Origin of the sequence: Amphritea balenae (assembly GCF_003858655.1) — a bacterium.
GTDB classification, from domain to species: Bacteria; Pseudomonadota; Gammaproteobacteria; order Pseudomonadales; family Balneatricaceae; genus Amphritea; species Amphritea balenae.
Genome location: NZ_RQXV01000003.1, coordinates 40,496 through 61,835 on the forward strand (window position 1 = coordinate 40,496; position 21,340 = coordinate 61,835).

Genomic DNA, 21,340 nt, shown 5'->3' on the forward strand with positions numbered 1-21,340 from the left:
ACCTTTCACTGCGGTGCACTATGCTGATACTTGTCGGGAAAGATGTTCAATCTGTATTCCTGACCTGTTTTATAGACACATCAACAGGACTGCTTATCGATAATAAAGGAGTATAGATATGATTAAGGCACTTCTAACAGCAGGTCTTGCAGCAATAGTCTGTACAAGCGCCATCGCAGAGCATCATCAAACCAGTTCACCGGAGGGCGCAAAGGTCTACTTTATCTCTCCGACTGACGGCGCTGTCGTAGCAACAAGTTTCAGCGTTAAATTTGGTCTCTCAGGGATGGGGGTTGCCCCCGCAGGAACGGACAAAGCCAATACCGGCCATCATCATCTGTTGGTTGACGGCAAAGCGCTACCCGATATGAATCAGGTACTGGGTAAAAATGTGACGCATTTCGGCGGTGGGCAGACCGAAACCACCCTGATGCTGACACCGGGGAGCCATACCCTGCAGCTCATTCTGGGGGACAAGGGACACCTGCCCCATAATCCTCCGATAGTGTCAGACAAGATCACTATCACCGTAAAGTAAGCAACCCTAAAAAAGGAGGCAACGCCTCCTTTAAGATTTCTTGCTACCAGTCACTGCCATCTAAATTAGGCATCGCTGCATTTCAACCATTGATGGTCTCCCCATCTCATTCTTGAGTTTGGAATTCATCGGAGTTACTGCAGAAATGCTCAAACAGCTATGTTTTACCAAGAGCGGAGAGCCACACCGCTTATTCTGTCAAGGGAAATGACCTTAAAAGAGATTTCTCAGCTAAGAGGCAGTAAACCTGTGAATCGACCAGCCATTTGCCTGGATAATTATAACTATCAACGTACAGATAGTTTGAGTATGAGTGAAAATGAGATAGCCGAGCTTTCCCATAATCACCCGTGCCACTAACAGTGGCTGCTGGTATCGGTTCGACTGAGGGTTTTCGGTAACGGTAGGAAGTGATCCTGCTCAGTTACTGGAATCTGCTCAGAGTTTACGAAGTAGCCAGAGCTATTGCACTGCGGCTACATGTTAAATTCCGAAATTCCTGTGACAATGTCCAACAATAATCATTACTCGAGCTCGTAACTATATTGTTAATACTGTACTTTCAAAATAGATTTATAACTGTCTGGCGATAATATTTTTATCATCTACAGACTTGGGCTTGATCTCATAGGTGGGGCAGCTTCCGCCAGTTGAGCATGGACTGGGAGCTGGTAGGCTAGCTTGCCCAATATAACGAGCACTTGCACCATCAACCATCCATTCCAATTCGAAGCCAGTATCTTCTTCTGAAGGAAAGTTTCGGACCACCCCCCGATCACCAAGGTTTTCCAATACCTGATAACACTCACCGGCCTGTTCTATGATATCTCCCGGATTAAAGTCGAATTGTGTTTCCATCATCTAGTGTCTCCACATAGTGGTTAGTAATAACTTTCAGATATGATTCGTTGTTCAATTCTACCAAGTCTGAAAAGTGAATTATAATGCATAGATAAATAATTTATCACATTCCCAATGATGTTTTGGGAAAAAAGGAACTATAGTGCCCAAATGATCATTTAGGCGCTGCGAGATGGTTATGGTGTTGTCGAGTAATAAAGATCACACAATATTAATGGGGCAGAGTAGATTAAAAGAATTCACTCCGCACTTACTCTTAAAGAATAACATCTCAACCTCATAAGGCCTGTAACAGGTTTAATTATCTGCGAGTGCGTTTTGCTGCCGTAATATTTCCGGCCAGGGGAAGGTATCTATCTGATACTTCAAAATTACTTTGAGTTATACCAGTGACAGACTTAGCCATATTTGTTCAATTAATAAGTAATATCGAAATAAGGAGCTCAAGTGTACAAAGGGGCCCTGAGCAAGATTTTTTCTAGCGACTAACTGTAAACCACTAACAAATTACGCTGTAACATTCTGGGAGGAAAACTTGTTTTCCGATCTTGTCACTGCATTTCAGCGGTTCGGCCTCACCACTCTGGCGACTACCATTAATCAAAGCTATGATCAGGATAAATAACCTCCTGCTGGTATTTATGTCTTTATTTAAAAATCATTTCATACTGACTTTGCTCTTTTGGTTGGGCTCATTTTATATACCTGTTTATGCCGCATCACCTGAACAAAACCATACCGTGCTGATCGGCGGTGACTACAATTATCCGCCCTATGAGTTTCTTGATGATAAGGGTCAACCTACCGGTTATAACGTTGAACTGACGTTGGCCATAGCGGAAGTGATGGGCATGACGGTTGAGTTCCGGTTTTCCGACTGGGCAGGGGTTCGTAAAGCGTTACAAAATGGTCAGCTGGATGCACTACAAGGCATGGTCAACTCACCCGAACGCAGACAGGCTTTCGATTTCAGCCCGCCCCACGCGATTGTTCACCAATCTATATTTGCTCGTCGCGGTGAGCCCCGCGCCACCTCGCTGGAACAACTAAGGAATAAAGAGGTAGTGGTACAAAAAAACGGCATTATGCATGACTACTTATTGCAAAATGATGTCGGGGCAAAGCTGATCACTGTTGAAACCCATGCCGATGCGCTACGCCAGCTGGCAGCGGGTAAGCACGATTACGCGCTAGTCGCTAATCTGCCCGGTTTATATCTGGGTCAGGAACTGGGGCTTTCTAATATTGTGCCTGTGGGTAAGCCTTTTCAGGCCCAGCAATACGGTTACGCTGTACTTAAAGGCAATGATGCTTTGCTGGCACAGTTCAGCGAGGGACTGGCGATTTTGATTAATACCGGTCGCCAGCAACAAATTTACAATAAATGGCTTGGACCTCTGCAGGAACAAGGTCTGCCCTGGAAACAGTATGGCAAAACCGCGGCTATTCTCTCCGCGCTGTTACTACTGATCCTCGGCGGTACGGTGATCTGGAACCGCATGCTGCGCCGCCAGGTGGATAAACGTACTGCAGAGCTGCATATCCAACAGCAACAACTGATTCAGGCCGATAAGATGACCTCGCTGGGTATTCTGGTATCCGGTGTGGCCCATGAGATCAACAATCCTACCGGGCTGCTACTGCTCAATCTGCCCATTATCCGTGAAGCCTGGCAGGACTGCGAAGATATACTGGAGCAACGCTACGAGCAGCAAGGCGACTTTTTACTGGGCGGACTCGCCTATTCACAAATGCGCGATGAGATTCCCGCCCTGCTCACCGACATGAATGACGGTGCCCACCGGATCAAACGAATCGTCAACGATCTTAAAGATTTTTCCCGCCAGGAAAGCGATGATTTCAGCGAGCCATTTGACCTGAACGACGTTGTCGCCACCGCGGTGCGTCTGGCAGAAAACTCGATCAATAGCAGTACTGACCATTTCTCGGTCAGCTACAGCAGTTCACTGCCTTCGGTGGACGGGAACGCCCAGCGCATAGAGCAGGTGATTATCAACCTGATTTTGAATGCCTGCCAGGCATTGAATGATCGTAACAGTGCCATTAAGGTACGCACCTTTCGGCAAGCTGAAAGCCAACAGATCTGCCTGCAAATCGTCGATGAGGGCTGCGGTATCGAGGCCAGGAACCTGACCCGCCTGCTCGACCCATTCTTCACCACCCGGCGGGAGCAAGGCGGTACCGGGCTTGGATTATCGGTTTCCAGCGGTATCGTGCAGGCCCACGGGGGCCAGCTGAAATTTGAGTCAGAAGAAAAACGGGGCACTACAGTCACACTGACGCTGCCTGTCAGCGGAGAGAATTTATGATAAACCAGTCCTTATATCCTGAGTTCGGCGTGTTGCTGGTTGACGATGAAGCCTCATTCCTGCGCAGCCTGAGCATTACGCTTGCACGCAGTGGCGGCATCACCCATGTCCATCGCTGCGACGACAGCCGCGAAGTGATGGGCATTTTGCAAAATCGGGCGATAGGCCTGATATTGCTGGATCTCACGATGCCGCATATTTCTGGTCAGGAGCTATTGGCGATGATTACCGAGCAGCATCCCGATATCGCGGTAATCATAATCAGTGGCCTTAACCAGGTTGAGTCCGCAGTCCAATGCCTGCAACAGGGAGCCTTCGATTATTTCGTTAAAACAACCGAAGAGGGCCGCCTGATAGAGGGGATTAAACGCGCTATCCGGATGCAAGAGATGCGTCGGGAAAACCAGGCTCTGGGGCAACGAATTCTCAATAACAGCCTGGAAAGCCCGGAAGTTTTCGATCCGATAATCAGCCGTAGCAACCAGATGCGGTCAGTATTCCAGTATTTGGAATCAGTAGCCCCCAGTAATCAGCCCCTGCTGATCTGCGGTGAAAGCGGTACCGGCAAAGAGCTGCTTGCTAAGGCAGCACACCAGTTGAGCAACCGTACTGGCCCATTAGTCAGCGTCAACGTTGCAGGGCTGGATGATAATGTTTTTGCCGACACCCTTTTTGGCCATCAGCGCGGTGCCTTTACCGGTGCCGAGCGCAACCGAGCGGGGCTAATAGAAGAGGCTGCGGACGGTACACTGTTCCTCGATGAGATTGGCGACCTGAGCATGGCCTCTCAGGTGAAACTACTGCGCCTGCTGCAGGAAGGAGAGTATTACCCTCTGGGCAGTGACCGACCCAAGCGAATCCGTGCGCGGATAATAGTCGCGACCCATCAGGAGTTGCAGCAGCGTCAGGCCGAAGGGAGTTTTCGCCGCGATCTCTATTACCGCCTCTGCACCCACCAGATTCAGATTCCGCCACTGCGCCAACGTAAAGAAGATCTGCCGTTGCTGCTAGATCATTTCCTCGCCCAGGCTGCAGCCGAGCTCGACAAACCGGTTCCGGCGTATCCGCCAGAACTGCCTCTATTGCTGAACAACTACCACTTTCCCGGTAATATCCGCGAGCTGCGCGCATTAGTCTTCGATGCCGTCAGCCGGCACCGTTCACACCTGCTTTCGATGGAGGTATTCCGACAGGTGATCGGAAAAAACGAGGAGGACGGTGGGGAAAGCCTCAGTCAGGCCAGCGATAGCCTGGCCAGCTTCAACCCCGAAGGGCCGCTGCCGACTCTGGCCCAGATGGATAGCCTGCTGGTCGAAGAGGCGCTGCGCCGCGCCGATAATAATCAGTCACTGGCGGCACGATTACTGGGAATATCACAACCGGCACTGAGTAAGCGGCTGAAAAAATCCCGGCCTGACAATTAACATCTGAGCTGGCTACCTCACATAAAACCAAATCAGACCGGACCTGCTCAGAACAGCCAACCCAACACCTGTTCGGCCAGTTGATTTCCCTGCTGATACTGGTCGTACAATAGTTTACCCGACATAACTAAAGTCACTATCACCACTAAGGGGCGGATCAATCGCACGCCTTTACTGACCACCATACGCGCTCCGATCAGACCACCGACTAGCTGACCTGCAGCCATAATAAATCCCGCCAGCCAGATAATGTCGCCACCTATGGCAAAGAAAATAAGCGCCGCAAAATTAGAAGTAAAGTTCAGCAGCTTAGTATGCGCCGTCGCCCGCGCCATGCTGAAACCCAGCAATGTGACAAAGGCCAGCGCAAAGAAAGTGCCGGTACCCGGCCCGAAAATTCCATCATAGAAACCGATCGCCGCGGTAAAGATAAAAGCGAACAGCGGATAACTGATCTTACGCTCCCGATCTTCATCACCCATCCGCTTTGAAAACATAAAATATAGCGCGATCAGCACCAGCAGTAACGGCATAATTGATGCTAGTACGCTGGCATCCATCTGCTGAACTAACAAAGTACCGGCGACAGCGCCGGCGAAGGTACAGCCAATCATCAGCTTCATCTGCGTCAGATCGACCAGTTTCTTGCGTACGAAATAAACTGATGCCGCAAAAGTACCGAAACTGCCCTGTAACTTATTGGTCGCCAGCGCTTCGACCGGGCTCATACCCGTCGCCAGCAACACCGGCAGCGTTATCATACCGCCACCGCCAGCAATGGCGTCGACTAAACCGGCAGCAAGTCCGGTCAGCATCAGCAATAAAATAAGCGCAATATCCAGTTCCATAATGACTCCTCAGATGAATAGCCCGCACTCTAACAGCAGAACACCCGTGGCTAACAGTAAAATCAAAACAAGCAGCGATATTGCAAAATATGGCCCCTCTGCGACAGCCTAAGCCTATAAACCTAGCCCTATAACCCTGGTTATAGCTATAACCGCCGTTATACCGACCCTACAGCCCGTGTTTTCTGGCTTACAGCCACTTATTCAGGTTTTCGACCACTCCTTTCCATAACCAAAGTTATAGCTATAGATAGCCCAACCAGACAGACAAAAACAAAAAATATTACTAATAATCAACTAGTTAAAAACCAAATAAGTATATTGGCACCCGTTTTGCTCTGTTAATAGTGAATGATAATAACAAGAGCACAGCGCCACCATGACACACACGAACGCTACCCGCACCGAGAAAGACCTGCTCGGTGAAGCCCAGATTCCTGCCACAGCTTACTATGGCATCCAGACCTGGCGAGCCCAGCAGAACTTTGACCTCAGTGGCGTCACACTCAGCCACTTTCCCCAACTGATACGCGCACTTGCGATGGTAAAACAAGCCGCAGCACGCGCCAATAAGCAACTGGGCTATCTCGAGAATTCCCGTGCCGACCTTATTGAAACAGCCTGCCAGCAAGTTATCGACGGCGTCCACCACGATCAGTTCGTTGTTGACATGATTCAGGGCGGCGCAGGCACCTCGACTAATATGAACGCCAACGAGGTGATCGCCAACGTCGCACTGGACCTGATGGGTCATGATAAAGGTGACTATCAGCAGCTTCACCCGAACAACGACGTAAACATGTCCCAGTCCACTAACGATGCCTACCCTACCGCGGTACGCGTGGCCATATTACTTAGCCACGGTGATCTGGTCGTGGCACTGCGTTCACTGCAGCTGACACTGGCTGATAAAGCACTGGAATTCGCCGATGTAATAAAGATGGGCCGCACTCAGCTACAAGATGCCGTACCGATGACTCTCGGTCAGGAGTTCCAAAGTTGGGCAACGACTCTTGGCGAAGATGTCGAGCGTATCGCCGGCCTTGCCGAACTGCTCACTGAAATTAACCTCGGCGGTACCGCTATCGGTACTGGCATCAATGCCGATGAACGCTATGGTAAACGCGCCGTTTCTGAGCTCGCTCGGATCAGCGGCTATCCGCTGATTCAGGCTACTGATCTGGTCGAGGCCAGCTCGGACATGGGTGCATTCGTGCTGTTCTCCAGCATGCTTAAGCGCCTGGCGATCAAACTCTCAAAAATAGCCAATGACTTGCGCCTGCTCAGCATGGGCCCGCGGGCTGGACTCAACGAAATCAATCTGCCAGCACAACAGCCCGGCAGTTCTATCATGCCCGGCAAGATCAACCCGGTGATTCCGGAAGCCGTTAATCAGGTGGCTTATCAGGTGATGGGCAATGACCTTGCGGTCTCTTTCGCCGCCGAAGCCGGTCAGTTACAACTCAACGCAATGGAGCCGCTGATCGCCTACAACGTATTGGAATCTATCCGCCTGATTAGCAAGGCGATGCCGATGCTTGAAAAACGCTGCATCAGTGGTATCACCGCCAATGTCGACGTCTGCCGGGCACAAGTAGACAACAGTATCGGCGTGGTCACCGCACTCAATCCTCATATCGGTTACGACAACGCCACCCGCCTTGCAAAAGCAGCGCTGGCCAGCGATCGCAGTGTGATCGATCTGGTTCGTGAAGAAGCGTTGCTCTCACCCGAGCAGCTTGAAGAAGTATTAAAACCCGAAAACATGATTCGTCCGGGTCGCTAGACCGCACACTTATTTAACCCGCACAACAGCTTAAAAAATAACAACAACGAGAAACTCACGAGAGGCTTACTATATGTCTATTACAACATCATCCGCTCAACAGGGCGGACTCTGGAGCAATCTTGCTCTGTGGAAAAAGATCCTGATCGGCATGATTGCCGGCATCATCGTCGGCGCCATCATGGGGCCGGATGCCGAGATGCTGAAACCGATCGGTACCCTGTTTATCAACGCCATCAAGATGCTGATTGTGCCATTGGTATTTTGCTCTCTGGTGGTGGGTGTAACCGCCATGCAGGACAGCGCCAAGATGGGCCGCATGGGCCTGAAATCCATCGTTATCTATCTCATGACCACTGCCGTTGCTATCACTATCGGTTTGGGCCTGGGTACTCTGCTTGAGCCCGGTGCCGGCCTGAACATGGTCGCCGATGCGAATGCTGCGGCAGTCGCAAAAGAAGCGCCAAGCCTGGTCAGCACTATTATCAATCTGATTCCGAAAAATCCTATCGAAGCGCTGGCAGGTGGTAAAATCCTGCAGATTATCGTCTTCGCCCTGGGTCTGGGTATCGCATTGAACATGATCGGAGAGAAAGGCGAACCGGCTGTAAAAATCTTTAACAGTCTGGCTGAAGCGATGTTCAAACTGACCGAGCTGGTGATGAAGTTCGCACCATACGGCATCTTCGCGCTAATGGCCTGGGTTGCCGGTAAGTACGGTATGGATGTCCTGTTACCGTTGTTCAAAGTGATCGGCGCGGTCTATCTTGGCTGCGTACTGCACGTGTTGGTTGTTTATACCGGTGCGATCTCTTTCATCGCAGGTCTGCCTCCGATGCAATACCTGAAAGGTATCATCAACGCGCAGATGATGGCGTTCTCGTCTACAAGTAGCTCAGGCACACTGCCGGTTAGCATTCGCTGTGCCCGCGAAAACCTGGGTGTATCTAAAGGAACTGCCAGCTTCGTGCTGCCACTGGGTGCGACTATCAACATGGATGGCACCGCACTGTATCAGGGTGTTGCCGCCCTGTTTGTTGCCCAGGCGTTCGGTATCGATCTGAGCACTGCCGACTATCTGACCATCATCGCCACCGCAACACTGGCTTCTGTCGGTACTGCAGGCGTACCAGGCGCTGGCCTGATCATGCTATCACTGGTACTGACCACCGTCGGACTGCCGATGGAAGGCCTGGCTATCATCGCCGGTATCGACCGTATCCTGGATATGGCACGCACCAGTGTTAACGTCTCTGGTGACCTGATGGTCTCAGTACTGATCGGTAAATCCGAAGGCGAACTGGATGAATCTATTTATAACGCCCATGAACCTGTAACGGAACCAGAAGCCGAGACTGACAGCATCACCGCTACGCGCACTGCTTAAGAGCAGTGGATAGAGCGATGCTTCGCCACTCGCTAGAACTGAAAGCAAGCTTTCCTGCTAGTTGCTAAAAAAACGAAGACCAAAAGCAAAAAACCGCCAACTGGCGGTTTTTTTAATGCCCGTTGTGCAGGCATATTTTTCTAGCCACTAGCAAGCTACGCAGTAACGCTCTGGCGAGGAAAGCTTGCATTCCGGTCTGACACTAAAACGCTTCCGACGTTTTAGTGCTGATGCCCACCTTCACCATGGGCGTGGCCGTGGGAGATCTCTTCCGCGGTAGCATCACGGGCACCCATGATTTCAATATCGAAGGTCAGGGTCTTGCCGGCTAATGGATGATTGTTGTCGACGGTGACCATAAACTTGCCCACTTTAACAACGGTAACCTGACGCAAGCCCTGTTCGGTGTGAACGGTGCCAACCATCCCTTTACGCCATTTCTTAGCACCTTGCAGGTGCTTAACCGGAATACGTTGTTCGCAGTTCGGCAGGAACTCACCATAAGCATCTTTCGCTTCCAGTGTGATGGAAAAAGTGTCGCCGACCTCTTTGCCATCCATCGCCGCTTCCAGACCGCTGATCATATTATTATGACCATGCAGGTAGGCCATTGGCGCGCCGCCGCGGGTGGTCTCTTCAACACTGTTCTCCGCGTCGCTCAGGTTATAGTGGAACTGGACTACTTTATCTTTACAAACGCTCATTGCTGTTCCTGTATTCTATATAACAACAGCGGTGATCAGCTCACCGCGGTGATTTCAAATTCACCCTGGGGTAAAGCAACTGAATCGCCACAATGACGGCCGATCAGCGCTGCGCCAATCGGCGCTTCAGGGGTAATAACGATAACGGTATAAGATTCAAAATCAATATGAATCCCGCCACCCGCAGGGCCAATAAACAGGTGTTTCTCTTCGCCCTGCTCATTCTCTAGTGTAACCAGCGCGCTCAGGCCCAGCGCTGTGCTTTGGTCAAACTCACGCATGATCATGTTGCGATAGTCGGCCAGATTCATCTCTAGCTCTTCAACCCGCTTAGATTGCCCCTGTGCCAGATAAGAGGCCTCAAGGCCCAGGGTATCGTACTGGGTTTCAGGCACACTTTCATCATGCACCGCAGCTTCACGGGCTTCATTTGCCGCTTCAATGTTTACTTCAAGGTCTGCCTGTAACTGGCTTACAATCTGGTCTGTCAGCTGTTTTTTATTCATAAATCAAACCCTTGTAATAATTTTGCAGTATCCCTATTAATCCCGGGAAAAGAAACAACTATTTCACACACTTTCAGGCCGTTTTATGGGACAATGCGCGGCTTATTTTTACGCTTACTGATGGATACCGCTGTGCTTACTACCGCTAATATCACAATGCAGTTTGGCTCAAAGCCACTGTTCGAAAATATCTCCGTTAAATTCGGTGAAGGTAACCGCTACGGCCTGATCGGCGCCAATGGCTGTGGCAAATCAACCCTGATGAAAATTCTCGGTAGCGATCTTGAAGCATCATCCGGTACCTTCAGTAAAGACCCTAATGAGCGCATTGGTAAACTCCGTCAGGATCAGTTTGCCTTTGAAGAGTTCAGCGTTATCGATACCGTTATTATGGGTCATAATGAGCTTTGGCAGGTAAAACAAGAGCGCGATCGTATCTATGGTCTGCCGGAAATGAGCGAAGAAGAAGGCATGGCAGTTGCCGATCTGGAAGTTCAGTTTGCAGAACTGGACGGCTATACCGCAGAGTCCCGTGCGGGTGAATTACTACTTGGCCTGGATATTCCGATCGAGCAGCACTTCGGCCCGATGAGCGAAATAGCCCCGGGCTGGAAGCTACGGATACTTCTGGCCCAGGCGCTGTTTGCCGATCCGGATATTTTGCTGCTGGACGAACCGACCAACAACCTGGATATCAACACCATTCGCTGGTTGGAAACGGTACTTAACGAACGTAACAGCACGATGATAATCATCTCCCACGACCGTCACTTCCTGAACTCAGTCTGCACCCATATGGCTGACCTGGATTACGGAGAGCTACGTGTTTACCCGGGTAATTATGATGATTACATGATCGCCTCGACCCAGCTACAGGAACGCCTGCATGCTGAGAATGCCAAGAAAAAAGCTCAGGTGGCTGAACTACGCAGCTTCGTCAGCCGCTTCTCGGCTAATGCTTCGAAAGCGAAACAGGCTACATCGCGTGCCCGTCGGATCGAAAAGATCGAGATGAACGATATCAAGCCTTCCAGTCGTCAGAGCCCCTATATCCGCTTTGATCAGGAAAAGAAACTGCACCGCCTGGCACTGGAAATCGAAGGTCTCACTAAGGGCTTCGACGGCACGCCACTCATTAAAGACCTGAGCATGATGGTTGAAGTCGGCCAGCGTATCGCCATTATCGGACCTAACGGTATAGGTAAAACGACCTTACTGCGTTGTCTGTTTGGTGATCTTGAGCTTAACAGCGGCGAAGTAAAGTGGTCTGAAAACCATAACATCGGCTACTACGCGCAGGATCACGCCTACGAGTTTGCTGAAGATATGAACCTGTTCGACTGGATGGCACAGTGGACCAAGTCCGGTGCCGATGAGCAAGTAATTCGCGGCGCCCTTGGCCGGATGCTGTTCTCGCAAAACGATATCAAGAAGTCCGTTAAGGTATTGTCCGGTGGAGAGAAAGGCCGCATGTTGCTGGGTAAACTAATACTGCAGCAGCCTAACATCCTACTGATGGATGAGCCGACCAACCACATGGATATGGAATCCATCGAAGCCCTTAACCTGGCGCTGGAAAACTTCGAAGGTACACTGATCTTCGTCAGCCATGACCGCGAGTTTGTATCCTCCCTGGCCACCCGTGTAATCGAACTACAGCCAGAAGGTCTCACCGACTTCCAGGGTGGCTATGAAGACTACCTCAAGAAGCAAGGTATTGTAGGCTGATAGCCCTTAAATAAAACAAAAAAGCCAGCTTAGTAAGCTGGCTTTTTTAGTGTCGGACTTGTTAATTAAAGCGCAACGTTCAGCGCCCTGATCGTCTGCATATTAATATACTCATCTACAGGTAGCTCATTCGCCTCCTGAAATGCATTAACCGCAGCCATTGTTTCAAGCCCTATTACACCGTCGATACGACCCGGATCAAAGCCTTCGGCTAACAATGCTTTTTGAATCTGGGCAATATTGGTCAGCGTCATATTGGTATCACAAAGAATAGAGCGCCACTCCATGAAACCCTCTGCCTCAAGTTTACTCAGACTAACAGTCTCGTACTCTGCCGGTATTTCAGTCCGCATCTCTTGTGCATCGGCAACCAGTTTACGTACTTCGACTGTCTCGTATTGAGCTGGGATCTCGGTCCGTTCAAAACCGGCTTTCTTAACCACGACAGTCCGCTTAATCGTTTCATACTTCGCAGGAATTTCAGTCAGGCAGATCTTATTACCGGTACGGGTATGGGTTGGCTGAGTCCGGTCATGCACTTCATGCCAGACAAATTTTGCGTCTGCTGTTTTGCGTGTCAAAGCAACATCGGAGTACTGGGCAGGCACGGTATTACGCTCTTCTCGCGCTTCAGAAACCAGCTCCTGGGTTTTAACGGTTTCATAGACTGCAGGTATCTCTACCTTACGAGTCGTTGCTGGTGAGACCAACACACGCTTAGACAAAGTTTTATAGGTCGCCGGGACATCAACCAGGCACATAATCTCTCCGGTGGCAGCATCGATCTTCTGTATCGGTCCGGTACCTTTTTTCCACACGGTATGGGCTGGCACATCAATGACCTGCTCAGTGATGGTTTCATACTTAGCCGGCACCTTTTCTAGGCGGCTACTCGCTTCTTTAACCAACACTTGCTTTTCAACCCAACGATATTCAGCAGCAATAGCTTTCACTTCATCATATGCTTCACGGGTGAGGACTGATTCATTTACCTGTTCGAATGTTGAAGGCAGGTAATGTTCATGAAAACACATACCCGGCTCAGCCAGGCTCAGATCAATACCATGATCAGTTGCTGCGGCCAGTAGATTTGAACTTGCAGGCGCACTCTTCCTATCCCGGTCTATACGCCATACACGTTCAGCTTCCCGTACCAGTTTCTGTTCAGATACTGAATCGTACTGAGCCGGTACGGGCGTCATTTTATAGCTGGCAGCCTGGGTTAACAGAGTTTCCTGTACCGTTTCATAACGTGCAGGAATAATTTCAATCTGTTCGCTCGCTTCTTTTACTAATACGGTGTTTGTATAGTTTTTATATTGGGGTTCGACCCAAACCCGGGCATAACACTCACCAGACTTCGCTGCGGGGGGAAGCAGCAGATCTGAAGATTGCTCTCCTTTCATTGCCATATCATTGAGCTCCGCCTCACGACGAGCGAGCTCTTTTTCCTTAGCAACCAGGGTTTGATTGCGTTGTTCAAGTTCGGCAGCTGAAAACTGAGAAACAGGCTGGCTGGTATTCGAACTACAAGCGGCTAGAAATAGTGCGGCTGATAATGTTGATAATTGTACGGTCGTACGACGGGAAATACGCATACATCCTCCTTGATGCTTTGATATCTTCCTTGATAGGCTTTCAATATACAGAAACCGGCTAAAAAGTCTAATACTGTCCGAGAAACAATTATTCTATCGTCAGCTGTTTATTTATCCCCCCTCCTCTCCTTCATCAATTGATCGACTACACTAAGGTAATCAATCATTTGGGGTATCACTCCATTAACCCATTAGGCGAGTAGAGGAGTTAGCCAGACCTATAGCAAACAGGGAAATATTCGCGGTAAACCGCCGTACTCAGAATTGAGACAGTTTTACCATATGAGCGATACAGGGTAGTTAAATGCAGCAGCTAAAACTAGGTCGGGCACGACAATTCAGCGCTTAACCTTCAGTCAACGAATGCCGACATTAGAGGTAAACGATATGATGAAAGCTACATCGCTACAACATACCTGGATTGCAAAGTTTCTGATCGGTCTGGTATTGCTATTAGGATTGCAGACTATGTCTGTCAATGCTGCGATCATTCCAACCGATACTGTTATTCAAACTGAACAACAGCAATTTACCAAACAAGACCTGCTACAAAAACTGGAATCGGCAGAGCTACAACAACAACTGCTTGAGATGGGAGTAGATCCGCAGATACTGGAAGAGCGTATCGCCAGCCTGACACCCGCGGAGATCAGTGATCTTAATAACCAGCTCGAACAACAACCCGCCGGTGAAGGCTTTATCGGGTTGGCAGCCTTCCTGTTTGTAGTATTCATCATTACGGATGCACTCTGCGCCACGGATCTATTCAGTTTTGTTAACTGCATTAACCGCTAGGTTCTGCTCTGCACTTCTGTTGTTCATCAGCCTGTTGCTGATAACAGGCTGCAGCAGTAATCCGATGATGCTTAACCAGCTGAGTTCTGAAACTCAGCTGCAAGGCACAGCTGAACTACAAGGGCTTGCATATTTTCCTCAGGAAGAAGATCAGTGTGGACCGGCCTCGCTGGCCACAATGCTGGCCTTTAATGGTATTTCCGTCACCCCGGAACAGCTTAAGCCACAACTCTACATCCCCGGTAAAGGTGGAACCCTGCAAGTTGAGCTGGTTGCAAGAACCCGGCAGTATGGTCTGATTCCCTATCAAATCAAACCGGAACTATCTGAACTGCTAAAAGAGCTTGATGTCGGCCATCCGGTACTGGTAATGCAAAATCTGGGCTATAGCTGGATGCCACAATGGCATTTTGCAATTGCTTTTGGCTACGATCTTAAACAGCAAGTTCTGTTACTTCGTTCAGGTCCGGACAGAAGATACAGCACCGATCTGACTCTGTTTGTTAAAACCTGGCAGCGAGCGGATAACTGGGCGCTGGTCATTCTACCGCCGGATAAACTACCGGCCAGCGCTGAGATTTTCCGATATATGCAGGCAGCCAGTCCTCTGGAACAGCTGGGCTTACAAGAGCCAGCCAGAATCGCATATCAAAGTGCAGCGGAACGCTGGCCAGACAGTGCTACACCTCAAATGGGACTAGGCAATATCAGTTATGCCAGACAGCAGTATCGCCTCGCTACAACCCATTTCAGTCGCTATATTAAGCATTCGGCAACTCCAGCGCCCGGCTGGAATAATCTGGCCTACGCATTAAATGGAGTGGGCTGCCCGGAAGCGGCGTTAAAAGCGATAAGGTGTGCTCTGTCTATAGCGCCGGGCAATCCCGTTTATAAAGAAAGCCTGCAAGAACTCAGTGAGACTTTGACTGACAACAGTACCGATCACCGCTGCCCGATACCTGAGTGTATCGGAACAGACTAAAAGCGGACAAAAGACAGACGACCAGCCCCTTACCTGCACAAAAAAGCCAGCAAGTAAGCTGGCTTTTTATATTGCTGAGCTGATTACTCTGCAGGCAATGATTTATTGGTACGCAGACTATTCATGCTGACCAGCACGTCTAACGTAATCTGATCAAAACTATAGACATCACCACCTTCAGACTGGGCAAAAGCATCAGCATCGGCACGCTTAGAGAAACTGGCTAAAGTTGGCCCCATCGCTCCTTTCTTACCATGGCCAATCACATAGAATGCCTGTTTTGCATCAATGTAGGTTTCTTCGTCCGGATGATCCCAGGGCGTCACCGCCATATCGTGGACATAAGCTTCCTGAATATTATGCTGATTCTCAGGATCAACAATAAACGCAAACATGTCACGGGTTGAACAGAAACGCATATTGCCATTCAGACCACGGGAATAAAGCTGGCCTTTAGGTCCCGGGTAATTAGTTATGATCATGCCACACAAGTGACACTCTTCACCGCTTTCGATGGCAATCGCCTGACGCACAACATCGACTTTTTCCTCTTCACCGCAGCCCGCAAGGAACCCTAAAGGCAGTACGATAAGGATCAGTTTCAGCCAGTTTTTCATTACAGACCCCGCTTATTAAAGATCGCCATTGCCAGACTCACTGGTAGCGCCAGCCAGATCAGTAGTCCGCCAAACAGCGATGCGGTAGAGAACTGAGTTTGTTGGGCTATCGCCATCAGTCCGGTTAGATTCTGATCGGCAAAATAGGTGATATTTACCAGGCGGAAGATATCAGTCGGATTCAGTAACAGCAGGTATGGGAACAGTGTTTCATCTACATTACCTTGCGTAGTCACCAGCATTCCCAACAGACCCAGATCAAAAACCAGCACAAAGATAAACCAGGTGATCAGCGCAATACCCGCCGCTTTAGACTTCTCGGAAACCGATGCACTGATCACATAAGCGATCGCGATAAAGACCCAACCCAGCAACATGGCAGAGAAGATAAACACGGCATAAGGCCCGATCAACTCCCCCCAGGTAGTTGTACCTGAGAAGATCCCCATCATCAGCGCAGAAGAACCAAAGCCGATCAGGGTTGAGAAGGCCATGACAGCACCCTGGCCTACCATTTTTCCTAGCAGCAGCTGCCAGCGAGATAACGGATAGGTCATCAACAACAGTAAAGTACCGTTTTCATCCTCACCGACAACACCATCATAAGCCAGCATCAGAGCTATCAATGGAATGATAAATACCGCCAAACTGGCCAGACTAACAATGGTGGTAGACAGCGACGTGAAGCCTACTTTACCGGCAGCCGCAGCGCCGAAATACGCCAGACCAATGGCCAGTACGGCGAAGATAATACAGATAGAAAGCACCCAGCGATTGCGCAGGCCGTCATGAAACTCTTTGTTAGCAACCGTCAATATCGCGCTCATTGGGCGGCCTCCTGAATAGCACTCACACCGTTACCGGTATGGGACTCAATAAAGTGGGTATACAGATCTTCCAGTGATGGTAAGTGGATATCCAGATTCTCTAATCCCTGCAGGCCTACCAATTGTTGCATTGCGCTCATTTTTTCTGTCAATGGAACGTCCAGACGGGTTCCCAGCTCATCGTGGGTCGCTTTGGCAGCCAGAGAATCCGGTAATGCCAAACCACTACCCTGAAGGTGGAAAGTCGCTGGCAGATCCGCCTGATGGCGCAGGTCATTAATACTGCCCTCTGCCAACAAATTACCCTGCCCCAGAATGAGTGCCCGATCGATATATTTTTCTACCCCCGGCAACACATGTGAACAGAGAATAACCGTACAACCCTGCTCTTTCAGTTGTTCGATACGGCGATAAAAATCCTGAGTCGCGATCGGATCTAAACCAACGGTTGGTTCATCTAACAGCAGAAGTTTAGGTTCACCCAGCAATGCCTGAGCCAGGCCCAAACGTTGGCGCATCCCTTTTGAGTAGGTTTTTACCCGGCGCTTACCCGCCTGACTGAGTCCAACCTGATCCAAAAGGCTCAAACAGTTCTTTTTAGAAACACCTTTTAGACGTGCAAAATATTGCAACACTTCTAAGCCGGTTAACTGATCATAAAAACTGACATTCTCTTGCAGGAAGCCCAGCTTACGACGCAGGTTTCTCGCCTCCGACTGGGTTGGATCCTCACCAAACACTTTAACCTGGCCAGAGGTCGCGCCTATAAGACCCAAAATAAGTTTAATGGTGGTGGTCTTCCCCGCACCATTATGACCAAACAGGCCCAATACTTCGCCTTCACGGATCTCAAGATTTAGCTTATTCAGCGCGCTGACGCCCTGATATTTTTTTTCAACTTGCTGCAATTCAACAATGTTTATCGCACTACTCATATCAATTCTCTACCAACTGTGCGCTGTTCGGCTCCGGCTGTACAGCTGAACCATAAAAAGCTTCCGGAACGGTCATTAATGGATAACTATCAACAACCCCTTCGGACTTCAATACCGGAAACTGACGCTGAACCCAGCGCAGGGTTTCTACTGCGGGACTGTTCAACAACAGCTTTGCAGAAGGAAATTTCCACAATAACCGATCGACGCTATCGTTTGGCTCGTATTCAACATCACCAATACCATCGCTATCCATATCCCAGCCCAGGTAATCGCTCCAGAAGTTACCTACACCATCTTTGGACCAGTCCTGAGGCCGGGTTGCCACATACTTAACCTGTTCCTTGTTACTGATAAAAGCATTACCACTGAGCACATTATCTTCAGAACCCGCCGTCAGGTGGATCCCCATATCACTCTCGGCGAACAGGTTATCGCGAATATCATTGAACAGGGAGTTATAGATAAACAGCGCTTTACCTTCCAGACCCGCCAGGTTAGTTTTTTGTTGCATATGGGGGTTACGGTTATTTTGCACTCCCTCTACGCGGTTATCCCTGACCGTAGAGTCAGTAATGTAGTTCATCAGAATGCCGTAGTTCGCATCATTCTTTGAACGGTTACCCACCACCGTCAGGTACTTCGACTGCATAAGCGCATAGCCGGTGCGGGTACTTTCGGTAACGTTGTCCTTCACTAAGTTGTGATAGGAATACATATAGTGAACGCCATAACGAAGGTCGTGCAGATAATTACCAATCATCTCGTTTTTGTTGCTGGTATCAATATAGATACCGTCACGGGTATGCCAGACTTCATTATTTCTGGCTGAAGTACCGGTGACATTGTACAAGTGTATTCCATTACCACGATCGGAAGAGCGCATACTCGGATCGCCCTCGATCTTGTTTGCAACTATCTGCGTCCCAGCGGCCGCATCAACCCAGATACCAAAGCCCCCGCCTTGCAGATAGTTATTTTCTACACGGGTATTGGCCGCCCCACGGGAAACAAATACACCGGAATCCAGGGTGGTCAGATCCACACCCCAGTTCTGAATTCTTAAATTGTGAATATAAGAGTCGGTCGAATCGACCTGCAGTACGTGGCCTTTCTTGTTGCCATCCAGCACTGCACCTTCTGAACCGGTCAGTTCAACCGTTTTAGAAAGGATAAAATTACCGTAATAGACCCCTTGCGCAAGCACAACCTGATCACCGTCCTGGGCTTTGTCCAAAACTGTTTGCAGATCATCAGAGGGGGATACATTGATAGTGTCTGCCTGGGCAGAACTTAAGAAAACCGTACTAAGCATACAGCCTAACAAACCGCCCAGTGCTCTGTTCTTACGAGCAATCAACCGAGCATACAACAAACCCATAAAGTCATTCCTATTGGGTGAAAACGTCTGGCCTGAAGCTCAACAATATCAGTACGATAATAGCTTCAGGTCAGAATAGTAAGGTAGCTCACTTTATAAGCTGAGCTACCTTACATCAAGGTACAGATGCGACTTTAAGTAAAGTCACAGATGTAACTTTATGCAGGCTCAACCAGCATCCGGCCACGCATCTCCATATGAAGCGCATGACAGAACCAGTTACAGTAGTACCAATGTACACCAACCTGGTCTGCTGTAAAGGTGATAGACGCAGTCTGCTGTGGGCTGATCTCCATCTGTGCACCGTGGTTAACCATACAGAAACCGTGACTCACGTCTTCGATCTCATCCAGGTTAGTGACGATAACGGTTACTTCATCACCCTGCTTAACGGTAAACTCGTTCAGGCCGTAGTTAGGCGCAACAGAGGTCATGTAAACACGAACCTTGTTTCCGTCGCGGATAACCTTGCTGTCTTTTTCAAGAACAACACCGTCTTTTTCAGCCATCTTAACAGTGGTTGCGAAAGTCGGGTCTTTACGGTCGTACAGCTTGCGAGTCTTAACCTTAGAACGGTGAACCATCATACAGTCATGCGGTTCAGCGAACGCAGGCCCATCGTGGATCAGCTTCATTTCGTCGCCAGAGATATCGATCAGCTGATCGTTCTCAGCGTGTAGCGGGCCACACTTCAGGAAACGGTCTTTAGAGAACTTCTGCAGAGATACCAGGTACTGACCATCAGCATCACGGGTTTCACCCATGGTAGTGTGGTTGTGACCAGGCTGATAATGTACGTCCAGCTTCTGAAGAATGTAATCTACTTTCTCACCGTTGTAGAAACGGATCGCTTTCTCAACATCCCACTTAACTATCTGGCTGTCGATGAACACAGTAGTAAAGGCGTTACCACGACCGTCGAATGCGGTGTGTAGCGGCCCAAGGCCTAGTTCAACTTCTGCAACAACAGTGTCACGCGGCTGAATTTCATTAGCAAACAGCGCATCAAACTTATCCAGCTGGAATACAGTAACGGTTGGAGAAAGCTTACCGTTTGCAACTGCATACTTACCGCCTGGAGCCGTGTTGATACCGTGTGGGTTCTTAGGTACAGGTACGTAACGGGTCAGTTCAGAACCTTTGCGACCATCAACTACAGGTACATCAGAGCCTGGCAGAGTGATAAATTCGCCCGCTTTAACTGCGGCTTCAATACGCTCAATGTTGAAGATAACCAGGTGGTCACGTTCATTACGCATAGAACCCGGCAGGTCAATAGCACCTTCAGAGTTGTAGCAGGTAGAGAACGCATACTTGCCGGTGTAGTCGGCATCTGTGTTATCCAGGTTACCGTCTACAATTACCTGCCATGCAACGTCCATGGACTCAGCATCCAGACCGTTGAACATAGTGTAGTAACCTTCCACATCGTCCATATTCAGGCCGTTGTTAGGATGCGGCATACGGAATTCAGCGTTAGCGAAGATGTACTTAGTGTAAGGTACTTTCTGTACACGCAGACCGTGAATCGCCTGACAGTTTGGTACTGTCGTGATCTTGTCAGTCTTCATGATGTCACCGCGGATACGGGCAACACGAGTGTTAGCCTTATCGTTGATGAAGATGTACTTACCGTCGTAGTGACCGTCAGTCATAGACATGTGTGGGTGGTGGCAATCACCGTTCAAAGGTGCATTTTCACCCAGAACTTCTTTAGACTCGTTAGTCAGACCCCAACCCGTTGCACTATCAACGTTGAAAACAGGAATACGCATCAACTCACGCATTGAAGGCAGGCCTAAAACACGCACCTCACCCTGATGACCACCACTCCAGAAACCGTAGTACTCATCCAGCTCGCCTGGTCCTACTATATGCTTAGCATCAGTTGATGCATGTGCTACAGATGGCATCAGAGCGCCACCCATCGTTGCACCCATAGCTGCGGCGCCACCAACCAGAGCAGCAGAGCCACCCAGGAACAAGCGACGGCTTAGTTTCACATGCTCACTTGCCTGTGAATCTTCAGTATCGATCTCAGGAAGGTTTTTATCCTTAGGATCTATCATGGTTTTGATCTCCACAAAAAATAC

At 49.4% G+C, this 21,340-nt stretch carries 19 protein-coding genes; 9 read left to right on the plus strand and 10 right to left on the minus strand.

Going from position 1 to position 21,340, the window contains the following annotated elements; genetic code table 11:
* The first annotated feature begins 118 nt into the window (after nucleotides 1–118).
* Both EHS89_RS06805 and EHS89_RS21570 read left to right on the plus strand, forming a co-directional pair.
* Nucleotides 119–538 carry a DUF4399 domain-containing protein gene (locus tag EHS89_RS06805; protein WP_124925394.1) on the plus strand — a complete coding sequence of 140 codons (420 nt, stop codon included), beginning with the start codon at nucleotides 119–121 and terminating at the stop codon, nucleotides 536–538.
* Nucleotides 539–661: 123 nt separating this feature from the next.
* Complete coding sequence (locus tag EHS89_RS21570) at nucleotides 662–898, plus strand: U32 family peptidase (protein ID WP_373290098.1); 237 nt, start codon at nucleotides 662–664, stop codon at nucleotides 896–898.
* Between the two features lie 213 nt (nucleotides 899–1,111).
* Here the strand turns inward: EHS89_RS21570 and EHS89_RS06810 are convergent, their stop codons facing one another.
* Nucleotides 1,112–1,399: a hypothetical protein gene (locus EHS89_RS06810; protein WP_124925395.1), complete on the minus strand. Its 288-nt coding sequence runs from the start codon at nucleotides 1,397–1,399 to the stop codon at nucleotides 1,112–1,114.
* Nucleotides 1,400–2,040: 641 nt separating this feature from the next.
* Here EHS89_RS06810 and EHS89_RS06815 point away from each other — a divergent pair.
* Both EHS89_RS06815 and EHS89_RS06820 read left to right on the plus strand, forming a co-directional pair.
* Entirely contained in the window at nucleotides 2,041–3,729 is a 1,689-nt protein-coding gene (locus tag EHS89_RS06815) for a transporter substrate-binding domain-containing protein (protein WP_124925396.1), read from the plus strand.
* Nucleotides 3,729–5,153, plus strand: coding sequence for a sigma-54-dependent transcriptional regulator (locus tag EHS89_RS06820; protein WP_124925694.1), 1,425 nt, complete (start codon nucleotides 3,729–3,731; stop codon nucleotides 5,151–5,153). Before EHS89_RS06815 ends, EHS89_RS06820 begins: the two co-directional genes overlap by 1 nt.
* Nucleotides 5,154–5,200: 47 nt before the next feature.
* Here the strand turns inward: EHS89_RS06820 and EHS89_RS06825 are convergent, their stop codons facing one another.
* On the minus strand, nucleotides 5,201–6,001 hold the full coding sequence (locus EHS89_RS06825) for a TSUP family transporter (RefSeq protein WP_124925397.1): 801 nt from the start codon (nucleotides 5,999–6,001) through the stop codon (nucleotides 5,201–5,203).
* 379 nt (nucleotides 6,002–6,380) lie between these two features.
* Here EHS89_RS06825 and EHS89_RS06830 point away from each other — a divergent pair, with 379 nt between their 5' ends.
* Nucleotides 6,381–7,787, plus strand: coding sequence for an aspartate ammonia-lyase (locus EHS89_RS06830; RefSeq protein ID WP_124925398.1), 1,407 nt, complete (start codon nucleotides 6,381–6,383; stop codon nucleotides 7,785–7,787).
* Between the two features lie 73 nt (nucleotides 7,788–7,860).
* Nucleotides 7,861–9,174, plus strand: coding sequence for a dicarboxylate/amino acid:cation symporter (locus tag EHS89_RS06835; RefSeq protein ID WP_124925399.1), 1,314 nt, complete (start codon nucleotides 7,861–7,863; stop codon nucleotides 9,172–9,174).
* A 221-nt stretch (nucleotides 9,175–9,395) separates the two neighbouring features.
* On the opposite strand, the gene EHS89_RS06840 is transcribed toward EHS89_RS06835, so the two are convergent.
* Complete coding sequence (locus tag EHS89_RS06840) at nucleotides 9,396–9,878, minus strand: FKBP-type peptidyl-prolyl cis-trans isomerase (RefSeq protein WP_124925400.1); 483 nt, start codon at nucleotides 9,876–9,878, stop codon at nucleotides 9,396–9,398.
* A 35-nt stretch (nucleotides 9,879–9,913) separates the two neighbouring features.
* Nucleotides 9,914–10,384 carry a transcription elongation factor GreAB gene (locus EHS89_RS06845; protein ID WP_124925401.1) on the minus strand — a complete coding sequence of 157 codons (471 nt, stop codon included), beginning with the start codon at nucleotides 10,382–10,384 and terminating at the stop codon, nucleotides 9,914–9,916.
* 132 nt (nucleotides 10,385–10,516) lie between these two features.
* Here EHS89_RS06845 and EHS89_RS06850 point away from each other — a divergent pair, with 132 nt between their 5' ends.
* Complete coding sequence (locus EHS89_RS06850) at nucleotides 10,517–12,112, plus strand: ABC-F family ATPase (RefSeq protein WP_124925695.1); 1,596 nt, start codon at nucleotides 10,517–10,519, stop codon at nucleotides 12,110–12,112.
* Between the two features lie 65 nt (nucleotides 12,113–12,177).
* On the opposite strand, the gene EHS89_RS06855 is transcribed toward EHS89_RS06850, so the two are convergent.
* Nucleotides 12,178–13,710, minus strand: a complete 1,533-nt coding sequence (locus EHS89_RS06855; protein ID WP_124925402.1) for a peptidoglycan-binding domain-containing protein — start codon at nucleotides 13,708–13,710, stop codon at nucleotides 12,178–12,180.
* A 387-nt stretch (nucleotides 13,711–14,097) separates the two neighbouring features.
* Here EHS89_RS06855 and EHS89_RS06860 point away from each other — a divergent pair, with 387 nt between their 5' ends.
* Entirely contained in the window at nucleotides 14,098–14,505 is a 408-nt protein-coding gene (locus tag EHS89_RS06860) for a PA2779 family protein (RefSeq protein ID WP_124925403.1), read from the plus strand.
* A 64-nt stretch (nucleotides 14,506–14,569) separates the two neighbouring features.
* Nucleotides 14,570–15,487 (plus strand): PA2778 family cysteine peptidase, encoded by a 918-nt coding sequence (locus EHS89_RS06865; protein ID WP_170167436.1) that lies wholly within the window; start codon nucleotides 14,570–14,572, stop codon nucleotides 15,485–15,487.
* Nucleotides 15,488–15,570: 83 nt separating this feature from the next.
* Here the strand turns inward: EHS89_RS06865 and EHS89_RS06870 are convergent, their stop codons facing one another.
* The 5 genes from EHS89_RS06870 to nosZ form a co-directional block, all read right to left on the minus strand.
* On the minus strand, nucleotides 15,571–16,104 hold the full coding sequence (locus EHS89_RS06870; RefSeq protein WP_124925405.1) for a nitrous oxide reductase accessory protein NosL: 534 nt from the start codon (nucleotides 16,102–16,104) through the stop codon (nucleotides 15,571–15,573).
* Nucleotides 16,104–16,931: an ABC transporter permease gene (locus EHS89_RS06875; RefSeq protein WP_124925406.1), complete on the minus strand. Its 828-nt coding sequence runs from the start codon at nucleotides 16,929–16,931 to the stop codon at nucleotides 16,104–16,106. Before EHS89_RS06875 ends, EHS89_RS06870 begins: the two co-directional genes overlap by 1 nt.
* Entirely contained in the window at nucleotides 16,928–17,866 is a 939-nt protein-coding gene (locus tag EHS89_RS06880) for an ABC transporter ATP-binding protein (RefSeq protein WP_124925407.1), read from the minus strand. Before EHS89_RS06880 ends, EHS89_RS06875 begins: the two co-directional genes overlap by 4 nt.
* Before the next feature lies 1 nt (nucleotide 17,867).
* Nucleotides 17,868–19,247, minus strand: coding sequence for a nitrous oxide reductase family maturation protein NosD (locus EHS89_RS06885; protein WP_229753705.1), 1,380 nt, complete (start codon nucleotides 19,245–19,247; stop codon nucleotides 17,868–17,870).
* A gap of 158 nt (nucleotides 19,248–19,405) precedes the next feature.
* Nucleotides 19,406–21,316, minus strand: coding sequence for a TAT-dependent nitrous-oxide reductase (gene nosZ / locus EHS89_RS06890; protein ID WP_124925408.1), 1,911 nt, complete (start codon nucleotides 21,314–21,316; stop codon nucleotides 19,406–19,408).
* Nucleotides 21,317–21,340 lie beyond the last annotated feature (24 nt).

What these genes read in the sequence shown, in the direction of transcription:
- EHS89_RS06805 (WP_124925394.1), top strand. Translation starts at nt 119, where the DNA reads ATGATTAAGGCACTTCTAACAGCAGGTCTTGCAGCAATAGTCTGTACA.
- EHS89_RS06810 (WP_124925395.1), bottom strand. Translation starts at nt 1,399, where the DNA reads ATGATGGAAACACAATTCGACTTTAATCCGGGAGATATCATAGAACAG.
- EHS89_RS06815 (WP_124925396.1), top strand. Translation starts at nt 2,041, where the DNA reads ATGTCTTTATTTAAAAATCATTTCATACTGACTTTGCTCTTTTGGTTG.
- EHS89_RS06825 (WP_124925397.1), bottom strand. Translation starts at nt 6,001, where the DNA reads ATGGAACTGGATATTGCGCTTATTTTATTGCTGATGCTGACCGGACTT.
- EHS89_RS06830 (WP_124925398.1), top strand. Translation starts at nt 6,381, where the DNA reads ATGACACACACGAACGCTACCCGCACCGAGAAAGACCTGCTCGGTGAA.
- EHS89_RS06835 (WP_124925399.1), top strand. Translation starts at nt 7,861, where the DNA reads ATGTCTATTACAACATCATCCGCTCAACAGGGCGGACTCTGGAGCAAT.
- EHS89_RS06840 (WP_124925400.1), bottom strand. Translation starts at nt 9,878, where the DNA reads ATGAGCGTTTGTAAAGATAAAGTAGTCCAGTTCCACTATAACCTGAGC.
- EHS89_RS06845 (WP_124925401.1), bottom strand. Translation starts at nt 10,384, where the DNA reads ATGAATAAAAAACAGCTGACAGACCAGATTGTAAGCCAGTTACAGGCA.
- EHS89_RS06855 (WP_124925402.1), bottom strand. Translation starts at nt 13,710, where the DNA reads ATGCGTATTTCCCGTCGTACGACCGTACAATTATCAACATTATCAGCC.
- EHS89_RS06860 (WP_124925403.1), top strand. Translation starts at nt 14,098, where the DNA reads ATGATGAAAGCTACATCGCTACAACATACCTGGATTGCAAAGTTTCTG.
- EHS89_RS06865 (WP_170167436.1), top strand. Translation starts at nt 14,570, where the DNA reads ATGATGCTTAACCAGCTGAGTTCTGAAACTCAGCTGCAAGGCACAGCT.
- EHS89_RS06870 (WP_124925405.1), bottom strand. Translation starts at nt 16,104, where the DNA reads ATGAAAAACTGGCTGAAACTGATCCTTATCGTACTGCCTTTAGGGTTC.
- EHS89_RS06875 (WP_124925406.1), bottom strand. Translation starts at nt 16,931, where the DNA reads ATGAGCGCGATATTGACGGTTGCTAACAAAGAGTTTCATGACGGCCTG.
- EHS89_RS06880 (WP_124925407.1), bottom strand. Translation starts at nt 17,866, where the DNA reads ATGAGTAGTGCGATAAACATTGTTGAATTGCAGCAAGTTGAAAAAAAA.
- EHS89_RS06885 (WP_229753705.1), bottom strand. Translation starts at nt 19,247, where the DNA reads ATGGGTTTGTTGTATGCTCGGTTGATTGCTCGTAAGAACAGAGCACTG.
- nosZ (WP_124925408.1), bottom strand. Translation starts at nt 21,316, where the DNA reads ATGATAGATCCTAAGGATAAAAACCTTCCTGAGATCGATACTGAAGAT.